13 protein-coding genes are annotated in these 15405 nt (G+C 54.5%); 7 read left to right on the top strand and 6 right to left on the bottom strand.

From position 1 onward, the window contains the following. The first annotated feature begins 5 nt into the window (after positions 1–5). Genes W822_RS30200 through W822_RS30180 form a run of 5 tightly spaced genes read left to right on the top strand, consistent with a single transcriptional unit; the run spans position 6 to position 4706 of the window. Entirely contained in the window at positions 6–989 is a 984-nt protein-coding gene (locus W822_RS30200; protein WP_081724300.1) for an ABC transporter substrate-binding protein, read from the top strand. Beyond that, on the top strand, positions 986–1996 hold the full coding sequence (locus W822_RS30195; protein ID WP_024004307.1) for a FecCD family ABC transporter permease: 1011 nt from the start codon (positions 986–988) through the stop codon (positions 1994–1996). Before W822_RS30200 ends, W822_RS30195 begins: the two co-directional genes overlap by 4 nt. Next, on the top strand, positions 1989–3035 hold the full coding sequence (locus W822_RS30190; RefSeq protein WP_024004306.1) for a FecCD family ABC transporter permease: 1047 nt from the start codon (positions 1989–1991) through the stop codon (positions 3033–3035). The genes W822_RS30195 and W822_RS30190 overlap by 8 nt, the downstream gene beginning before the upstream one ends. A gap of 5 nt (positions 3036–3040) precedes the next feature. Then, entirely contained in the window at positions 3041–3865 is an 825-nt protein-coding gene (locus tag W822_RS30185; protein ID WP_253272241.1) for an ABC transporter ATP-binding protein, read from the top strand. Then, the gene (locus W822_RS30180) at positions 3855–4706 is read left to right on the top strand and encodes an IucA/IucC family C-terminal-domain containing protein (protein ID WP_024004304.1); all 852 of its coding nucleotides are present in this window, start codon (positions 3855–3857) and stop codon (positions 4704–4706) included. Before W822_RS30185 ends, W822_RS30180 begins: the two co-directional genes overlap by 11 nt. A 93-nt stretch (positions 4707–4799) precedes the next feature. Here W822_RS30180 and W822_RS0123350 read toward each other — a convergent pair whose 3' ends face one another. The 3 genes from W822_RS0123350 to W822_RS30170 form a co-directional block, all read right to left on the bottom strand. Further along, the gene (locus W822_RS0123350) at positions 4800–6908 is read right to left on the bottom strand and encodes a TonB-dependent receptor (protein WP_367379357.1); all 2109 of its coding nucleotides are present in this window, start codon (positions 6906–6908) and stop codon (positions 4800–4802) included. A 213-nt stretch (positions 6909–7121) separates the two neighbouring features. Beyond that, complete coding sequence (locus tag W822_RS30175; protein WP_024004302.1) at positions 7122–8342, bottom strand: MFS transporter; 1221 nt, start codon at positions 8340–8342, stop codon at positions 7122–7124. 149 nt (positions 8343–8491) lie between these two features. Beyond that, complete coding sequence (locus W822_RS30170; protein ID WP_024004301.1) at positions 8492–9694, bottom strand: MFS transporter; 1203 nt, start codon at positions 9692–9694, stop codon at positions 8492–8494. Positions 9695–9805: 111 nt separating this feature from the next. Between W822_RS30170 and W822_RS30165 the strand changes: the two genes are divergently transcribed. Both W822_RS30165 and W822_RS30160 read left to right on the top strand, forming a co-directional pair. Continuing rightward, positions 9806–10717, top strand: a complete 912-nt coding sequence (locus W822_RS30165) for a LysR substrate-binding domain-containing protein (protein WP_031242281.1) — start codon at positions 9806–9808, stop codon at positions 10715–10717. Between the two features lie 289 nt (positions 10718–11006). After that, positions 11007–11444 (top strand): hypothetical protein, encoded by a 438-nt coding sequence (locus W822_RS30160; protein WP_155848086.1) that lies wholly within the window; start codon positions 11007–11009, stop codon positions 11442–11444. A gap of 158 nt (positions 11445–11602) precedes the next feature. Here the strand turns inward: W822_RS30160 and W822_RS30155 are convergent, their stop codons facing one another. The 3 genes from W822_RS30155 to W822_RS30145 form a co-directional block, all read right to left on the bottom strand. Next, complete coding sequence (locus W822_RS30155; protein WP_051401620.1) at positions 11603–12322, bottom strand: glutathione S-transferase N-terminal domain-containing protein; 720 nt, start codon at positions 12320–12322, stop codon at positions 11603–11605. A 143-nt stretch (positions 12323–12465) separates the two neighbouring features. Further along, complete coding sequence (locus tag W822_RS30150; RefSeq protein ID WP_024004296.1) at positions 12466–13383, bottom strand: PhzF family phenazine biosynthesis protein; 918 nt, start codon at positions 13381–13383, stop codon at positions 12466–12468. Positions 13384–13468: 85 nt separating this feature from the next. Then, the gene (locus W822_RS30145) at positions 13469–15403 is read right to left on the bottom strand and encodes a sensor histidine kinase (RefSeq protein ID WP_024004295.1); all 1935 of its coding nucleotides are present in this window, start codon (positions 15401–15403) and stop codon (positions 13469–13471) included. Positions 15404–15405 lie beyond the last annotated feature (2 nt).

The raw sequence follows: 15405 nt of genomic DNA, 5'->3' as shown, positions 1-15405 counted from the left end.
ATCGTATGGACAGGGCAAGGGTACAAGCATGGCCCGTTGCCAATCGCGCACGGAACGATCGACGAGCGTTTTGCCTGTGCCTGTTGGGTTTGCCCGCCGCCCTTGCCCTGCTGCCCTATCCGGCAGGAGCCGTTCTGGTGGAACATGCCATGGGACGCACTCAGGTGCCAATGCGGCCCGCGCGGGTTATCACGTTATTTCAGGGAGCCACGGATATTGCACTTGCATTAGGGGTAAGGCCTGTTGCCACAGTGGATTCCTGGACTGAAAAGCCCGTGTATCGATATTTGCGTACCCAAATGGGGGACGCACAGTCGGTTGGACTGGAAACGCAGCCCAGTCTGGAAGACATTGCACAACTGCAACCGGATCTGATCATCGGTTCAAAGTTCAGGAATGAAAGAGCGTTCGATCTGCTCTCGAAAATCGCACCTACTGTTCTGGCGCAGGACGTCTATTCGTTTGAGTCGAACACTCGACTGATTGGCGCTGCGCTGCACCGTGAAGCACAGGCTGCCCGGTTGCTTGCGCAATTGAACCAACGAGTTGCAGCATTGCGCGCCAAACTGAAACAGAAGTTTGGCCCGGCCTGGCCCTTGACCGTATCCGTGCTCGATGTCCGCAGCGACCACATAAGGCTTTATCTGGCCGACAGCTTTGCCGGTGCGTTGCTCAGTGCATTGGGATTTGCATGGCCCTCCCAGTGGCGTGACGGGTCACGCTCCATAATCAAACTGACCAGCAAAGAACGTATTCCGGTCACGGATGCCGATGTTTTTTTTGTACTCTTGCGTTCTGATAGCGCGGTGGTCCGGAATAACTACCTGGCGTGGTCGGGCCACCCGCTATGGCAACAACTTCAAGCAGTGAGGAATGGGCGCGTGCACCATGTCAACAACGTGTACTGGAGTCTGGCGGGAGGCATTCAGAGCGCGTTCCTGATGCTGGACGAACTACAGGCGAAGATGTTCAGCGAGATATCCTCATGAAAGCGGCGTTTATTCCGTCTTCACCTGCAGCGCTGCTGGCGATTGCAAGCGTAGTTACCATACTCTGCGGGATGATCGCGCTCACGGTGGGACAGGAACCTATTTCCTTACAGGAAGTGTGGCGGGCGTTGACCCAGCCTGATCCGCACAATATGGATCACGCCGTGGTCCAGACCAGTCGCCTGGCAAGGGTTGTCGTTGCAGTATTGGTGGGAGCAAGTCTTGCCGTAGCAGGCGGTCTAATGCAGGCATTGACACTAAATCCGCTAGCCTCGCCCGGTCTTTTCGGTATAAATGCGGGCGCCATGTTTGCAGTGGTGTTGATTGCGCCCGTGATTGGCGCGGTATCATTTTCCCACTTCATGTTGCTGGCGTTCGTTGGAGCGGGTGCAACCGGTGCGCTGGTTTACGCCGTGGGCATGCGCGGGCCCGCCCGCTCGGACCAGGCCAGACTCGTTCTGGCAGGCGCGGCCATCAGTTCCCTGCTGTTCTCTTTTACCCAGGCGGCCCTGGTAATCAATCAGGATGGGCTGGACAGTATTCTGTTTTGGCTTGCAGGTTCAACGGCCGGACGCGGGATGAATGAGGTGCGCCTGGCCTGGGCCCCCATTGTGCTGGGGCTTCTGGGCAGCGCGGCGCTGGCGCGGCACCTGAATATCCTCGTGGCTGGCGAAGCGATTGCGCGGGGCCTGGGGCAGAACGTGGGCCGCCTGCGGCTGCTGCTTAGCGTCTGCGTGATTCTGCTGGCGGGCACGGCGGTGTCTCTGGCAGGTACAGTGGGCTTCGTTGGCCTTGTGGTTCCGCATATTGTACGTCGACTGTTTCCAAATGATTTTCGCTGGCTGCTGCCTGGTTACGCTCTCTTCGGCGCCTTACTGTTGTTGTTGGCCGATCTGCTGGGACGGATTGTTCTGCCTCCCGAAGAGATTCCGGTCGGTGCGATGACGGCCCTGATTGGGGCTCCGTACTTTATCTATCTGACTCGCCGGAGCGGCCAACATGCGTGACGTCCTCGTGATTCGTACCGAACACCTCTCCAGGCTGCTTTCGCGGCGGGCACATGCGACGGTCGGCATTCTGCTGCTACTGCTGTGCCTGGTAACGGTCTGGTCGCTGATATCCGGAAAATATACCTTATCTGTTTCACAAATCTGGCAAGCGTGGACGACGCCCGATCATCCGGCCAACGCCTTCATCCTGACGTGGTTGCGCTTGCCCCGGCTTGTGCTGGCGATCATGGCCGGTGCCTCGCTGGCCCTGGCAGGTCTTTTGCTGCAAACACTGGTGCGCAACCCGCTGGCTTCCCCCGATATTGTGGGGGTAACAGGAGGAGCATCCGTGGCGACAGTAGCATGCCTGTCATTCTGGAGCGGCACAGTGAGCGTTCAGTGGTTGCCGCTGGTGTCGATGGCAGGCGGTTTTCTCGCAGCAGGGATCGTCTATGGAGTGGCATGGCGTACGGGACTTTCTCCGACCCGGCTTATCCTTGTAGGTATCGGAGTAGCAGCCATATGCGGCGCGCTTACCAGTACCTTGCTGGTTTTCAGCCCTATCGCCTCTACGCTGAATGCCTATGTCTGGCTGACCGGCAGCGTATACGCGGCACGCTGGCATGAAATCGCAACCCTGGCCTGCTGGCTGGTACCTGCCCTCATCATCCTCGCCTGCAATGTGCGCTGCCTGCCTTTATTCGAACTGGATGCCGGCCTGATGGCAAGCCTGGGGCTGCGCTGGCAGCGACGCCGCATATTGCTCCTGGGGCTAAGCATATACCTGGCCGCCATCGCTGTCGCCTATACCGGCGCCCTCGGCTTTGTCGGATTGCTGGCGCCACACATTGCACGCAAGCTGGTCAATCGCCCCGGGGCTGCCCGGTTATGGGCGGCAGCGGCAACAGGTGCCATATTGGTTGCCCTGGCAGACCTGGTGGCGCGCACGCTTTTTCTTCCCATGGATTTGCCGGCCGGCATTTTTGTCTCCGGCATCGGTGCCCCATACTTCCTGTACCTGTTGCTCACCGCAAGGTCGTACGGGTCCAGGAATTGATCACGATGGAAATGAACGAAATCCCCTGCGCGATGAACACCCTGCAAGCGCAGAACGTCACACTGAAATATGACAGTCATGTCGTTATTGATTCGATTTCAGTTGACATTCCCCGCGGCAAAATCACTGTTCTGATTGGAAGCAATGGCTGCGGTAAAAGCACAATGCTTAAAGCTTTTGGCCGTCTATTGACCCCGGCTTCCGGGCAGGTCCTGCTTAATGGAAAGGATATTCAGCGCTATCCCAATGCAAAGGTCGCCCATGAGGTCGCCGTGCTGCCACAGACCCCGATCGTTCCCGAAGGGGTGACCGTATTTCAGCTGGCATGTCTGGGGCGTTACCCACACCAGAGTTGGTGGCAACAATGGACCCGCGAAGACGAAGCCGCCGTCGACCGGGCTCTGCAGCAAACACAATTGACGCAACTGAAAAATAGACGGGTCGATTCATTATCAGGCGGCCAGCGCCAGCGCGCGTGGATCGCGATGACCCTGGCGCAGGATACCAACACGCTGCTACTGGACGAACCGACCACATACCTGGACCTGGCACATCAAATCGATGTGCTGGATTTGCTTTATGATTTGAATATTCAACAAAACAAAACCATTGTGATGGTATTGCACGACTTGAATCTTGCGTGCCGATATGCCCATCACATCATCGCCCTGAACAATGGATCGGTCTATGCGCAAGGCGCACCAGAGCAGATCATGAACGCGCCAATGGTCAAGGCTGTATTTGGCCTGGGCTGCCAGATTGTTGCCGACCCTCTTTACGGCTCACCCATGTGTATTCCGATGGGAAAAGGTCGAACGTATGGGCAGTGACAAGATTAACAGTACTGCGTCATCAGGGATAGAGCCTGCACGCCTGGAGCCGACTGGCTATGTCAACTTTGGGTTGACCGGGCAGCAATGGCAAGTGCTGCGAGACAAATTTCTGCTTATTCCCGCTTTTGAACGCGACAAGCAGTTTTCGGCCCCGCTGACCCAGCTGCTTGACCCCGGATTTTGCACTACCTTTCTTGATGAACTTGCTGTCCCTCTGGGAGCACCAAATGCAAAAATCACCGCATCCCTTTTAAGCAAGCGTCTGGCTTTTCTATTTACGGCAGGCCCGCTTGTTGCCATGACCCTCTTTAACCAGGCGCTGGACCTTAGCGTGGAAAATGTAATTCTGGAGTTTCGCCACGATCAAATGTGGCAATCACGATTGCCATTGCTGCGGCTACAAACGGAACCGTTCAACATTGTGCAACAACCGCAGGACCGTGATGCCTGGCGTGAACGCATGCTGCACCGGCTTTTTGCGGGAAATCTATCAATAGTGTGGGATGCGCTCAGGGCCAGCAGTGGCGTGTCATCGAATGTCTTGTGGGAAAACCTCGCTGTACGCATTTTTTCACTGTACGAGCGCCGTATGCACACCCTGGCGACCACCGACATCGAAAGAGCGCGCATCGAAGACGATTTCGATTATATTGTCAGGCGCGCCCCGGGCGAGATATTTGGATTATCCCGCAATCCGTTGACGCGATTTCATTTGCCATTTACTCCCCAGGCAGGCAAGCCAGTGCGCTTTCGACGCACCTGCTGCTTTTACTTCAGGGCAACACGGCCACCAGAATATTGCACTGTTTGCCCATTGCTTCGTTCAAAAGAAAAATAATTCTGGACTCTTTACAACCGCTGCCCCCCGAAACGCATTGATGGGCATTGCGAGTTTGAATCGGGCCGTACCGCCACGGCGCACGATTTACCCTCAAAACTCCATTTCAGCCGACAGCAGGAAGGTGCGCGGTGCCGCTGCGGTCACGACCGTCAGCTTGGCACTGCTGGACAGCCAGTATCGTTTGTTAAGTACGTTCTCTACACTGGCCCGTAACGTGACGGCCCTTCCCATCACATTCGTCCTATAGCGCGCACTCACATCAAACCTGGTCCAGGACGGCAAGGTCAGTTTATTCTCCGCGTCATAAGGCATCGAAGAGGTATGTATCATGCGACCGCCCACGCTCAGGTTCGGCACCCAGGGGACATCCCAATCGGCGGCCAGGTTGAACGCGCTTTTGGGCACGCCACTGGCCCGGTTCCCTTCGTTGATACCGCCCTGCGTACGGCGCTGTTTGGCATTATAGAAGGTCGCGCTTGCCATCATGCGCAAGCCTGGCTGCAGTTCACCCACGGCGGACAACTCAATACCGCGGTTACGTTGTTCGCCATCGAAACTATAGACGTTCGTTTCCGGATCCGTAATGGCATTCGGACGGTCTATCTGGAAAGCGGAAAGCGTGGTAATAACGCGCCCCCAATCCACCTTCACACCCGCTTCATATTGCTTTGACTTGTAGGGTGGAAACACTTCGCCTGCGTTTGCAGCCGTCATGGGTGCGGTGCCGCCGGTTGTCAGACCTGAAGTAAAGTTGCCGTATATGGAAACATTCTCCATGGGCTTGACCACAATCCCAAATAGCGGGGAGACCGCGCTTTCGTCATAGGAAGAGGTCACGCCACCATGACTGTTGAAATTATCTGTTTTAACCTGCTGTCTACGCAGCCCGCCGGTCACCAAAATCCTGTCGTCCGCAAACGACAGGGTATCCGTCAGCGACAGACTGGTAAATGTGTTTTCGGATGTTTTGGTCGGCGACTGCCGGCTTCCTGTCATAGGATTAATGGGTACCGGATCATAGATATTCGAATCGACGACTCGTCCGCTTGGATCTGAAAGGTAGAAACTGCCCGCTTCAGACTTCAGGACCGACCCCGATACGGTCAGCAGATGTTTGATGCCAAATGTATTGAACTTGGCTCGTGCGCCAACTTCACCGGTTTTGTTACGCGAATAGGCGTCATACCAGGAATTGGTCACACGGAAATTGCCGGACTCATCCACGCCATCCACTGTACGTGCAGACGGGAAATCCTGCTCGGTCGCACCATAACGATAGCCGACCGCCCCATAGACCATCAGATTATCGGAGATGTCATACTCCAGGCGTGTGGCGACCGCAGAATCACGGATCAGCAAATCGGCGCCGTCATAGATAACCCGGTGACCGGACGGAGCGGATGGAATATAGGATATATCGGGATGAAAACCGTTCTGCGAGCGAAAATTTTGCACCGTCTCGCGTTGTGAATACGCATCCAGCGTCCAGCGCAGATTGGAAGAGCGGTAATCCAGCGCTAATGCGCCCAGGCCCAGTTTTTGCGAACCACCGTCCAGGCTGGTGTTACCGTTTTTATAAACGCCGTTGAACCGGATGCCCCATTGCTTGTTATCGCCAAAACGGCGGCCCATATCCAGATGCGCACCCAGCACCGATTTACTCTCGTAACTGGTGGTCAGGCGTGTTAATGGTTCATCTTCTGCCCGTTTGGTCACGATATTGATATTACCGCCAATGGTACCGTTCGGGCTGATGCCGTACATGAGCGTACCCGGGCCTTTGAGCACCTCGACACGTTCCATGATTGCCGTAGGTATCCTGCTGGAGGACGTCAACCCATAAAGACCATTGAGGCCCACATCGCCGCTGTTGACGGTGAAACCGCGTATCTGGAAATCCTCACTGAAGCTGCCTGTCGATGTCGTGTTTCGTACCGAGGCTTCATTGGATACCACATCAGCCAGCGTGCGCGCCTGTGTATCCCTGATCAACTGTTCGGTGTAATTGCTTGTACTGAACGGGGTGCTCATGACATCTGTGGTGCCAAGTACACCCAGGCCACCACCCCGCGCCACCTGGCCGCCTGCGTAAGGTGCCGCCAGTGTAGCGTCCACTCCCGAGACCAAAATCGGCGTTAGCTGCGCCACATCGGTTTGCGCATAGGCGATTGGCGCGCTGACAATAAGAGTAAGAGGCAACGCGCCCAAACTGTTCGCAAAACGACACACGAATGACCTGGGACTGCCCCCTGCCCGTTTGATAGTCGATTGTCGTGTCGGCTGAGCTATCTGCGAGCGCCTGGAGTTCATTATCTGCCCGTATTCGTGAGTTTTGAAACGGGGGATTATAACGTAATAATAATGGTTATCATTATAGATATTATTTAATCAATAGAAAATATCACATACGTGTTACGAATGGCGCATATTCCGACGCATATCCACACAGGCCCAGAAAAATATCAGCAAGCCGCCAAGCGCCAGCAGCATTCCGACCCAGCCTGTGGATTCCCATCCGAATCCCATCGAAATGGTGATCCCGCCAAGCCATGCGCCCAGGGCGTTGGCCAGATTAAAGGCCGAATGGTTCAAGGCTGCAGCCAGTGTCTGGGCTTCACCAGCGACATCCATCAAGCGGATCTGCAGCGCAGGGCCCAGAGCCACAGCGGTGCCAACCAGCAAGACATTGAAAGACCCCAGCCAGATATTGTGCGCCGTGAAACAGAAAACGGCCAGCACAGCGCCTGACCACACCAGCAGGCCGCCGATGGACGGCATAAGGGCGCGATCTGCCAATCGTGCACCGACCAGATTTCCCGCGACCATGCCCAGGCCAAATAGCGCCAGCACGATAGGCACCCCTGCCTCAGGCAAACCGGCCAGATTCATCAGCGTCGGCTTGACGTAACTGAAGACGGAAAACATGCCGCCAAACCCGATGCCCGCAATGCCCAGCGTCAACCATACTTGTTTGCGCTTGAGGGCACTTAATTCCCGCCATGGGCTGGCGCCTTCACTTGCCCGCAAATTCGGGATCCACACTCGAACCAGGCCCACTGCAACAAGCGCGATAAGTCCCACCAGCACGAACGCGGCGCGCCAGCCCAGCCACTGCCCCAGCCCGGCAGCAATCGGCACGCCTACCAACGTTGCCGTGGTCAGCCCCAGCATGACCAGCCCCACGGCCTGCGCCCGTTTGCCGGGCGGCGCCAGATGCGCAGCCACCAGTGCCGCCACACCGAAATACGTGCCGTGCGGCAGGCCACTGAAAAATCGCATCAGCATCATCGATCCATAGGCCGGTGCGATCGCGCTGACGAAGTTGCCCAGCGCGTAGATCAGCATCAACAGCATCAGCAACGTGCGCCGCGGCACGCGGGCGCACAGAACCGCCAGCACTGGAGCACCGACCACCACGCCAATAGCATAGGCGCTGATCAGGTGGCCGGCAGTCGGAATCGAAACGCCCAGATCGGCGGCCGCATCGGGTAACAAGCCCATGATGACAAACTCACCGATGCCGATACTGAAGCCGCCCATACCCAGTGCAAATACGGCTTTTAGAAAGGAATGGGCAGAAGACGCAACGCCGGTGGCGCTTGCGGATTGACCAGATGAAGTAGATGTGTTCATGAAGAGAAAAAGAGAACCGACCTCAAGGAGGCCGGTTTTGTGTTATTGCCTCGTAAGAGGCGGCGCCGCGCGTGGAGAACGCAACGTTACGCTATCGGGGTCAGTATAGCGCATTTTGCAATGCAGCATTATTTCGATTGAAAATAAGCTCAGCAGGTTTGCGCCGATATTGCCATCTGTCGACGCACAGTTCTGAACTGCAGCAGAACAAGCAGCAAACTCAGGATCGCCAGCCCGGCGCCCGCCACCGGCACTACCTGATAGCCCAGACCTGAGCGCAGGACAAGCCCGCCCAGTGCCGCCCCCACGGCATTGCCAAGATTAAATGCACCGACATTGACCGACGAGGCCAGTCCGGGCGCGCCGGTGGCCTCACGCATGACCCAGGTTTGCAAGGGCGGGACAATCGCGAAGGTGGCTGTACCCCACACCACCAGAGCAAGCGCGACGCCGATGCGGGAAGAGGCCAGGAACGGGAAGGCAAGCATACTGACTGCGATCAAAGACAGAAACAGAACCAACGCCCCCTGCAAAGACCGATCGGCCAGCTTGCCACCCAGGGTATTGCCGATGGTAAAACCGATGCCCACCAGGACCAGCATGCCGGTAATGAATTGAGGCGAAGCATGGGTCAGCATTTCCAATGTCGGATTGATATAGGTATACAGGGTAAACATGGCGCCTGCGCCCAATACAGTCGTCATCATGGCAATCAGCACATTCGGGCGGGTCAATACCCGCAATTCGGCACGGACCTCCGGCACCTGGCCCTTTTCACCTTTGGGCAGCGCAAAGCGTAAAGCGAGCATGGCCAGCACACCCAGCACGGAAATGGATGCAAACGATGCGCGCCAGCCGATCGTCGTGCCCAGCCAGGCGGCAGCAGGCACGCCTCCTATATTGGCAATGGTCAGCCCAAGAAACATGGCCGCGACTGCACTGGCCTGTTTTTCACGAGGTACCAGGCTCGCCGCCACCAGCGAGCCCACACCGAAAAACGCGCCATGGTTCAGACTCGTAATAAAGCGCGCACCGACAAGACTATTGAAGCCGGGAGCAAACGCCGACAGCAGATTGCCAAGAGTGAAAATCGCCATCAGCATGATCAACGCCTGGCGGCGCGGGCGTCTGGCCAGCAACAAAGTCATAATCGGCGCACCGATCATGACCCCAAGCGCATAGGCGGAAACCAGCAAGCCCGCTGTGGGAATAGAAACATCAACCCCATTGGCAATCGCGGGGAGCATGCCCATGGGGCCGAATTCTGTGGTGCCGATGCCGAAAGCTCCAATTGCAAGTGCAATTAGCGGCCAGGTGGCCTGGTTGCTGTTTGAATGTGCAGCAGATGACATATGTAATCCTTTTGGGTCCCTGACAATAAAACGGGACATTAGAAGGAGCACATTCTAAAATGTTTATTTTTAACGATAAACAGGTATAAAAATAAAATACCTTTGCTTCAAATGGAAAAATCCGGCATCACCTTTCGCGAGATAGAAGTCTTCCTGGCTGTGGTCGATGCCGGTTCATTGAGCGCAGCGTCCCAGCGGCTCAACCAGCCCGTCTCTACGACCAGCCGTTTTCTTGCCCGCCTGGAAGATAAATTGCAAACGACATTGCTGCGCAGAACCACGAGACGGCTGGACTTAACAGACGAAGGCTGCAGTTTCCTGAAAGATGCCCGCGAAATCATCAATTCGATCGAATCAGCGCAAGAACGCGTGCTACTGCGTCAGGGCCAACCCTCCGGCCCCTTGCGTGTAGACGCCGCTACGCCGTTCGTGCTGCACACGCTGATCCCGCTGCTGGCCGACTACCGCAGACAGTACCCCCTGGTTGACCTGATCCTGACCAGCAATGAGGATTTTGTGGATCTATTGGAGTCTCGCGTAGACCTCGCCCTGCGTATCGGCGAAATGAAGGACTCCAGTCTGCACAGTCGCCTGATTTGCCGCACGCGAATACGCATACTGGCCTCACCCCAGTACATTCGTGATCACGGGATGCCTGCGACGGTGGCAGACCTGAAGCAGCACACACTGCTGGGCTTTACACGCGACAGTCTGAACAGCTGGCCGCTACACAACGACGACGGGGACACTCTTCACATCCAGCCGGATATTGCAGCCAGCAGCGGCGAAGTACTAAGACAATTGTCATTGGCAGGCCACGGCATTATATGCCTCGCGGACTTCATGACGGGCCAGGATCTGGCAAGCGGCAATCTGGTGGAGATACTGGCGCAGCAGAACACCGGCGATACGCGCCCGATACAGGCCGTGTACTATAGACAAACGGCGTTGGCCGCCCGGGTATCCTCGTTTGTGGATCATTTGATACAGGCGATACGAGAGCAAGACTGGGCCATTACCTGAGCGTGCCGTTTGTATGCACGGGCACGGCGGCCGCGTGCAACACCAATAACATGAAGTCCTTACCCTGTGTTTCTCTATATGCCAGTACCGATATCAGCGTCAACACCGCCGAGCCGATGACAATCCAACACTCAGCAAGGCAAAAAAGGGAAGCAGTGCGCAGTAGAAAATCAGGCCGTACAGGTGTGAAAGAAAGAAACTGTCTATCGTCACAATACCTCCAGACGAGCAACAGGTATTGTGATGATCCGCTACGATATGAATTCCAACCATTTGGAGCGCTCAAATAATGAATTTTCGCCTCTTTATAAAAACGATCTGTTTAAGCTCTATCGGCATCTTCGGATCTCAAGTCTTTGCCGAGAACGTCGGTGCACCGTCAGTGCAGCCCGTGAATAACACAGCGACAACTGCTGGGCCGAAGGCTGGAATCATGTTTCCAGCGGGAACTTTCGGTGGTGACGACATCCTTCTGATACTGGATAATCGCGGCAAATATTCGCTCAGCGGTGGTGCTGTAGAAAAGCCGGTCCATGGCACCTGGACTATTGAAAAGAATGGCAGGCACACGCTTTTACGTCTTTCGTCCCGTAGTCAAGGCGGCAACTGGCTGTTTGGTGTGAGATCAAAAGACACATTGCAGGCGGTGGATGAGGATAAATTAAATGTTCTGGAACGACCACTCAATGCGACTGAAGATGCGGGAATTCTGACACGAGAAAAATAAGCATGCCAGTCGGTCCGGATGGATCTGAAAATTGGGCAAGCGGTCATGACCCTAGCAGCCACAGGCCTGGTAATCGCCGGGCTCCGGGCCGCGCACAAGAGAGGCCCGAAGAACGATCGCAAAAGAGCGACGGCGATTAATCGCTATTCCTTCTCAACCTAAGAAGCCGAAGGTATCTCCAGCCCCCTCTTGACGGCGGGACGCGCAACAAAGACATCCAGCACCCGCTGCACTTCAGGAAAATCGTCGAAACCAACAAGGTCCCGCGCCTCGTAAAAGCCGATCAGGTTGCGCACCCATGGGAAAATGGCAATATCCGCAATACTATATTCCTGGCCCATTATCCAGTCGCGGTTTGTCAGGTGCTTATTCAACACACACAGCAGTCTTCTTGATTCGGCAACATAGCGATCACGTGGACGCTTGTCTTCAAAGTCCTTTCCCGCGAATTTATGGAAAAAGCCGAGCTGACCGAACATCGGCCCAATCCCGCCCATCTGGAACATTACCCATTGCAAGGTTTCATAGCGTGCCGCGACGCTCTGCGGCATCAGTTTGCCTGTTTTGCCCGCCAGGTACACCAGGATAGCGCCCGATTCGAACAGAACAATGGGTTCTCCCTCAGGGCCATTGGGATCAATTATCGCCGGGATCTTGTTATTCGGATTCATCGCCAGAAAAGCGGCGGAATTCTGGTCGTTCGTATCGAACGATACGCGATGAGGTTCATAAGGCAGGCCGATTTCCTCCAGAGCAATGGAAACTTTGACGCCATTGGGCGTAGGCAATGAATATAGCTGCAGGACCTTGGGATCCTGTATCGGCCACTTTTTAATAATGTCGGGATTAAGACGGTTAATGAATTGCTCAAAGTCCATGATCTTCAGCCTTGTTTTGACGTCAGTAATGGAGCTATCTTAACCGCTTTTTCACCCTCCATCGATGTTGGAGGGCAATACGCTCGCCGTTCACATTCCGAAACGATCGCATTCTTAATCACGGCCTTGGCAGACCAGTAAAACTAGTATGCAATTTCTCCCTTCATCACAGGCACGCAAGAGCCCGCAATGGTCACGTCGGTAACGCTACCTTCGTCCTTTATCACCTCAATGCCGATTAAACTACGTCGCCCCATTTCCACGCCCTGCTCAATGGTAAGCGAGCGGGTGATGGCAGGTTCTGGCTCCAGTGATACCAGATAGGCGCCAAGCGCCGCCGACGCACTGCCGGTCGCCGGATCTTCAGTGACATTGTCCAGCGGTGCGAACATGCGGGCACGAATATCCCAGGGTGAGTCGGGAGAACGTACATAAACAAAGAGTGAGAAGTCGTGGCTGCCCTCCAGCGTTGGGCCGGCGGCCGCTTTGAAACCGGCCAAGTCCGGTCGTGCAAGCGCGAGCGTCGGCAGATCGGCCAGCTCAGCCACGACAAAGCTTAATCCCACAGAGACAACCAATGGACTATGCGTGGTCGTGCGCACGGCCTCTGTCGGGATTGAAATACAACGCGCGACGGTTTCCGGATGGATTGTTCTGCCGGTCATGAAGGGCTGCGGTGCCCGAACAGATGCGGACAAAACATGGTTGCCGTCACGCTTCAGATTCACGCAAACGAGCCCAGCCTGTTCTTCAAAGCGTAGCGTGCTGCCCACCGGTTTTCCGAAAACCTCGGACTGTTGGCCAAGCACAAAGGCCGTTCCCACATTCGGGTGCCCGGCAAAAGGGATCTCCGTTGTCGGGGTGAAGATACGGACCCGCGCCGTATTCTCGGGGTTGTCCGGGGGCAGCACGAACGTGATTTCGGAATAGCCGAATTCTGCGGCGATTTTCTGCATCTCGACATCACTCAAACCCCGTGCATCGGTTATGACGGCCAGTGGATTGCCCTCGAAGCGGGTAGAGGTGAAGACGTCGACCGTTGTAAAACTGACGGTACTCATGGAAACTCCAGCAAATAATTTGATTTAGCGTCTGTCAGCACGGCAGCTGTCGAGTTCGAAATCAGTGAAAATAGATTGGTATATTTTAAAAGCTTTTTTCATCAACTGTGAAACCGACTTCTGTCGAACGCTCATAAGGTACGCGCACGACGATAGACGTTTCACCCGCCTTAGACTGAATCTCCAGTATCCCGGAAAGCCGTTCAATTCTCGTTCGCATGCTATTCATTCCTACACCGATACCAGAGCGACCAATATCGACAATATTAAAGCCGATACCATTGTCGAGAATCTGCAACTCAATATTGTCGGCATTTACCAGACAACGAAAGCGAACTTCGCTTGCCTGGCTATGCTTGATAACATTGGTCAATGATTCTTCGGCTACCCGATACAGCGTTAAGCATTGCATAGCGCTGGGCGGGGAGAGCCATTCAGGATCGACTTTCCATTGCATGTGAATATTCATGTCGTCAAAAATATGCACAAACCGATTGCGTAATGGAGCCAGCCAGTAAACGGGGTTACTTGGAACTTTTCTTTGGGTTTCCGAGAAGCTATCGATCATTTGTCTTAAGTCATTTCGCAGCATGCTTAAAATTGACAAGGTATGTTTATTACTCAGCGTTTGTTTCGCATAACTAATCTGCGTCATGGCCCGGACTAATGAACTACCCAGGCCATCGTGCAGTTCATGCGCCAGATTAAGTCGCTCGTCCAACTGATGTTTTTTTACGGTTAATGTATGGCGATCATTTAAAGTAGACTCTAATTTTTCCTCGGCCTCCAGAATTCTCTGATTCAACTCTTCGTTGAAATGCTCAATGCGGTGCGTACTTTTACTTAACCGCATAGCGAGAATAACGCTTAGAAATATCGCAAACAGCAAGGCAGTGTAAGGGAGCACGTTTGAGATGTTCTCAAACACATGAAAAAGTGAGAGAAATGCGATGATGCTTAGAATGAGGCAACCAATAAGCGTCATGCCCAATAGCCACAACTCAAGTTTCCTGGTGCGAAAACATAAAAAGGAAACAAACACACTGTTAAGACTGAATAGCAGGATTGAAGCAAGTAAAATGCCCAGCAGTGCAGCGGGTACAGAATCAGCAGGTGTCAGCCAGATACTTGCCAAAAGTACGAACGTATAAGTAAACAGTACTTTTTCACTCCGCCGAAATGTTCTATCCAAAAAACGCCATGAGAAGATACAAAAGCAGGATATATAAAGGGTAAAAAAAGCAATATTAAATTGTGTAAATGAGGTCGTATCGGCAAACGGCGCAGTTTCGGTCATCACTAACGTTGAAGCAAAACATACCCAGAAAACCGTTGCTAAAGCACACCAGCCATATGCGGCCTCCTGTCGTCGAAATAGCCAGATAAAACAGCAAACCATGCCTGTTGCAAAAGATAAAAGAATACTCAGGTAAAAAACGGTGCGCTGGTTCCAGACGGCATCGTGATATTGTGCAATGACTGTCTGCATATCACCCACACTGATGTCTCCCAAACCAGGAGAACTCAGGATATTTCCCGAGATGCGGAAATATAGCTGGTTCGCCGCTGAGTAATTCACCGCCTGACCGGGCAGACTCAGGACAAGGGGCGAATTCCAACTGCGTGAAAGAGGCTCGCTCAGATTGGCGTCAGACCATAAGAGCTGATCGTTAAGCCACACTTGACCTGCCATGTTCATTGACTTGACCAATACCGCGATAGGGGGGCGTACCCGCTCGCCGGAACAATGTGCGTGCCAGTCTACGCGGTACCAGACGACGCCACTATAGCTTGGCCAGCGCGTAGTCCAGTCGTCCGGGATGGCGACCCGTGCCCAGTTGGACGATGCGATTGAATCGGGCGAATCGGCATCTGATTGCACTGCATAGGCGTCATCCAGGCTTGGAGCGCAGATATGATTATTTGATTGTGCCCAGATTTCTTTCTGAAAAACGCAACACATGAAGAACAGCACGAAGCCAGCGATGAACCATGGTGACGTGTTACCTGCCGCGCGCATGA

The sequence above is a fragment of the Advenella kashmirensis W13003 genome (genome assembly GCF_000506985.1).
Lineage (GTDB): Bacteria > Pseudomonadota > Gammaproteobacteria > Burkholderiales > Burkholderiaceae_B > Advenella > Advenella kashmirensis_A.
Note: the sequence above shows the minus strand (reverse complement) of the source record. Positions and strands in the feature narration are given on the sequence as shown.

What these genes read in the sequence shown, in the direction of transcription:
- W822_RS30200 (WP_081724300.1), top strand. Translation starts at nt 6, where the DNA reads ATGGACAGGGCAAGGGTACAAGCATGGCCCGTTGCCAATCGCGCACGG.
- W822_RS30195 (WP_024004307.1), top strand. Translation starts at nt 986, where the DNA reads ATGAAAGCGGCGTTTATTCCGTCTTCACCTGCAGCGCTGCTGGCGATT.
- W822_RS30190 (WP_024004306.1), top strand. Translation starts at nt 1,989, where the DNA reads ATGCGTGACGTCCTCGTGATTCGTACCGAACACCTCTCCAGGCTGCTT.
- W822_RS30185 (WP_253272241.1), top strand. Translation starts at nt 3,041, where the DNA reads ATGGAAATGAACGAAATCCCCTGCGCGATGAACACCCTGCAAGCGCAG.
- W822_RS30180 (WP_024004304.1), top strand. Translation starts at nt 3,855, where the DNA reads ATGGGCAGTGACAAGATTAACAGTACTGCGTCATCAGGGATAGAGCCT.
- W822_RS30175 (WP_024004302.1), bottom strand. Translation starts at nt 8,342, where the DNA reads ATGAACACATCTACTTCATCTGGTCAATCCGCAAGCGCCACCGGCGTT.
- W822_RS30170 (WP_024004301.1), bottom strand. Translation starts at nt 9,694, where the DNA reads ATGTCATCTGCTGCACATTCAAACAGCAACCAGGCCACCTGGCCGCTA.
- W822_RS30165 (WP_031242281.1), top strand. Translation starts at nt 9,806, where the DNA reads ATGGAAAAATCCGGCATCACCTTTCGCGAGATAGAAGTCTTCCTGGCT.
- W822_RS30160 (WP_155848086.1), top strand. Translation starts at nt 11,007, where the DNA reads ATGAATTTTCGCCTCTTTATAAAAACGATCTGTTTAAGCTCTATCGGC.
- W822_RS30155 (WP_051401620.1), bottom strand. Translation starts at nt 12,322, where the DNA reads ATGGACTTTGAGCAATTCATTAACCGTCTTAATCCCGACATTATTAAA.
- W822_RS30150 (WP_024004296.1), bottom strand. Translation starts at nt 13,383, where the DNA reads ATGAGTACCGTCAGTTTTACAACGGTCGACGTCTTCACCTCTACCCGC.
- W822_RS30145 (WP_024004295.1), bottom strand. Translation starts at nt 15,403, where the DNA reads ATGCGCGCGGCAGGTAACACGTCACCATGGTTCATCGCTGGCTTCGTG.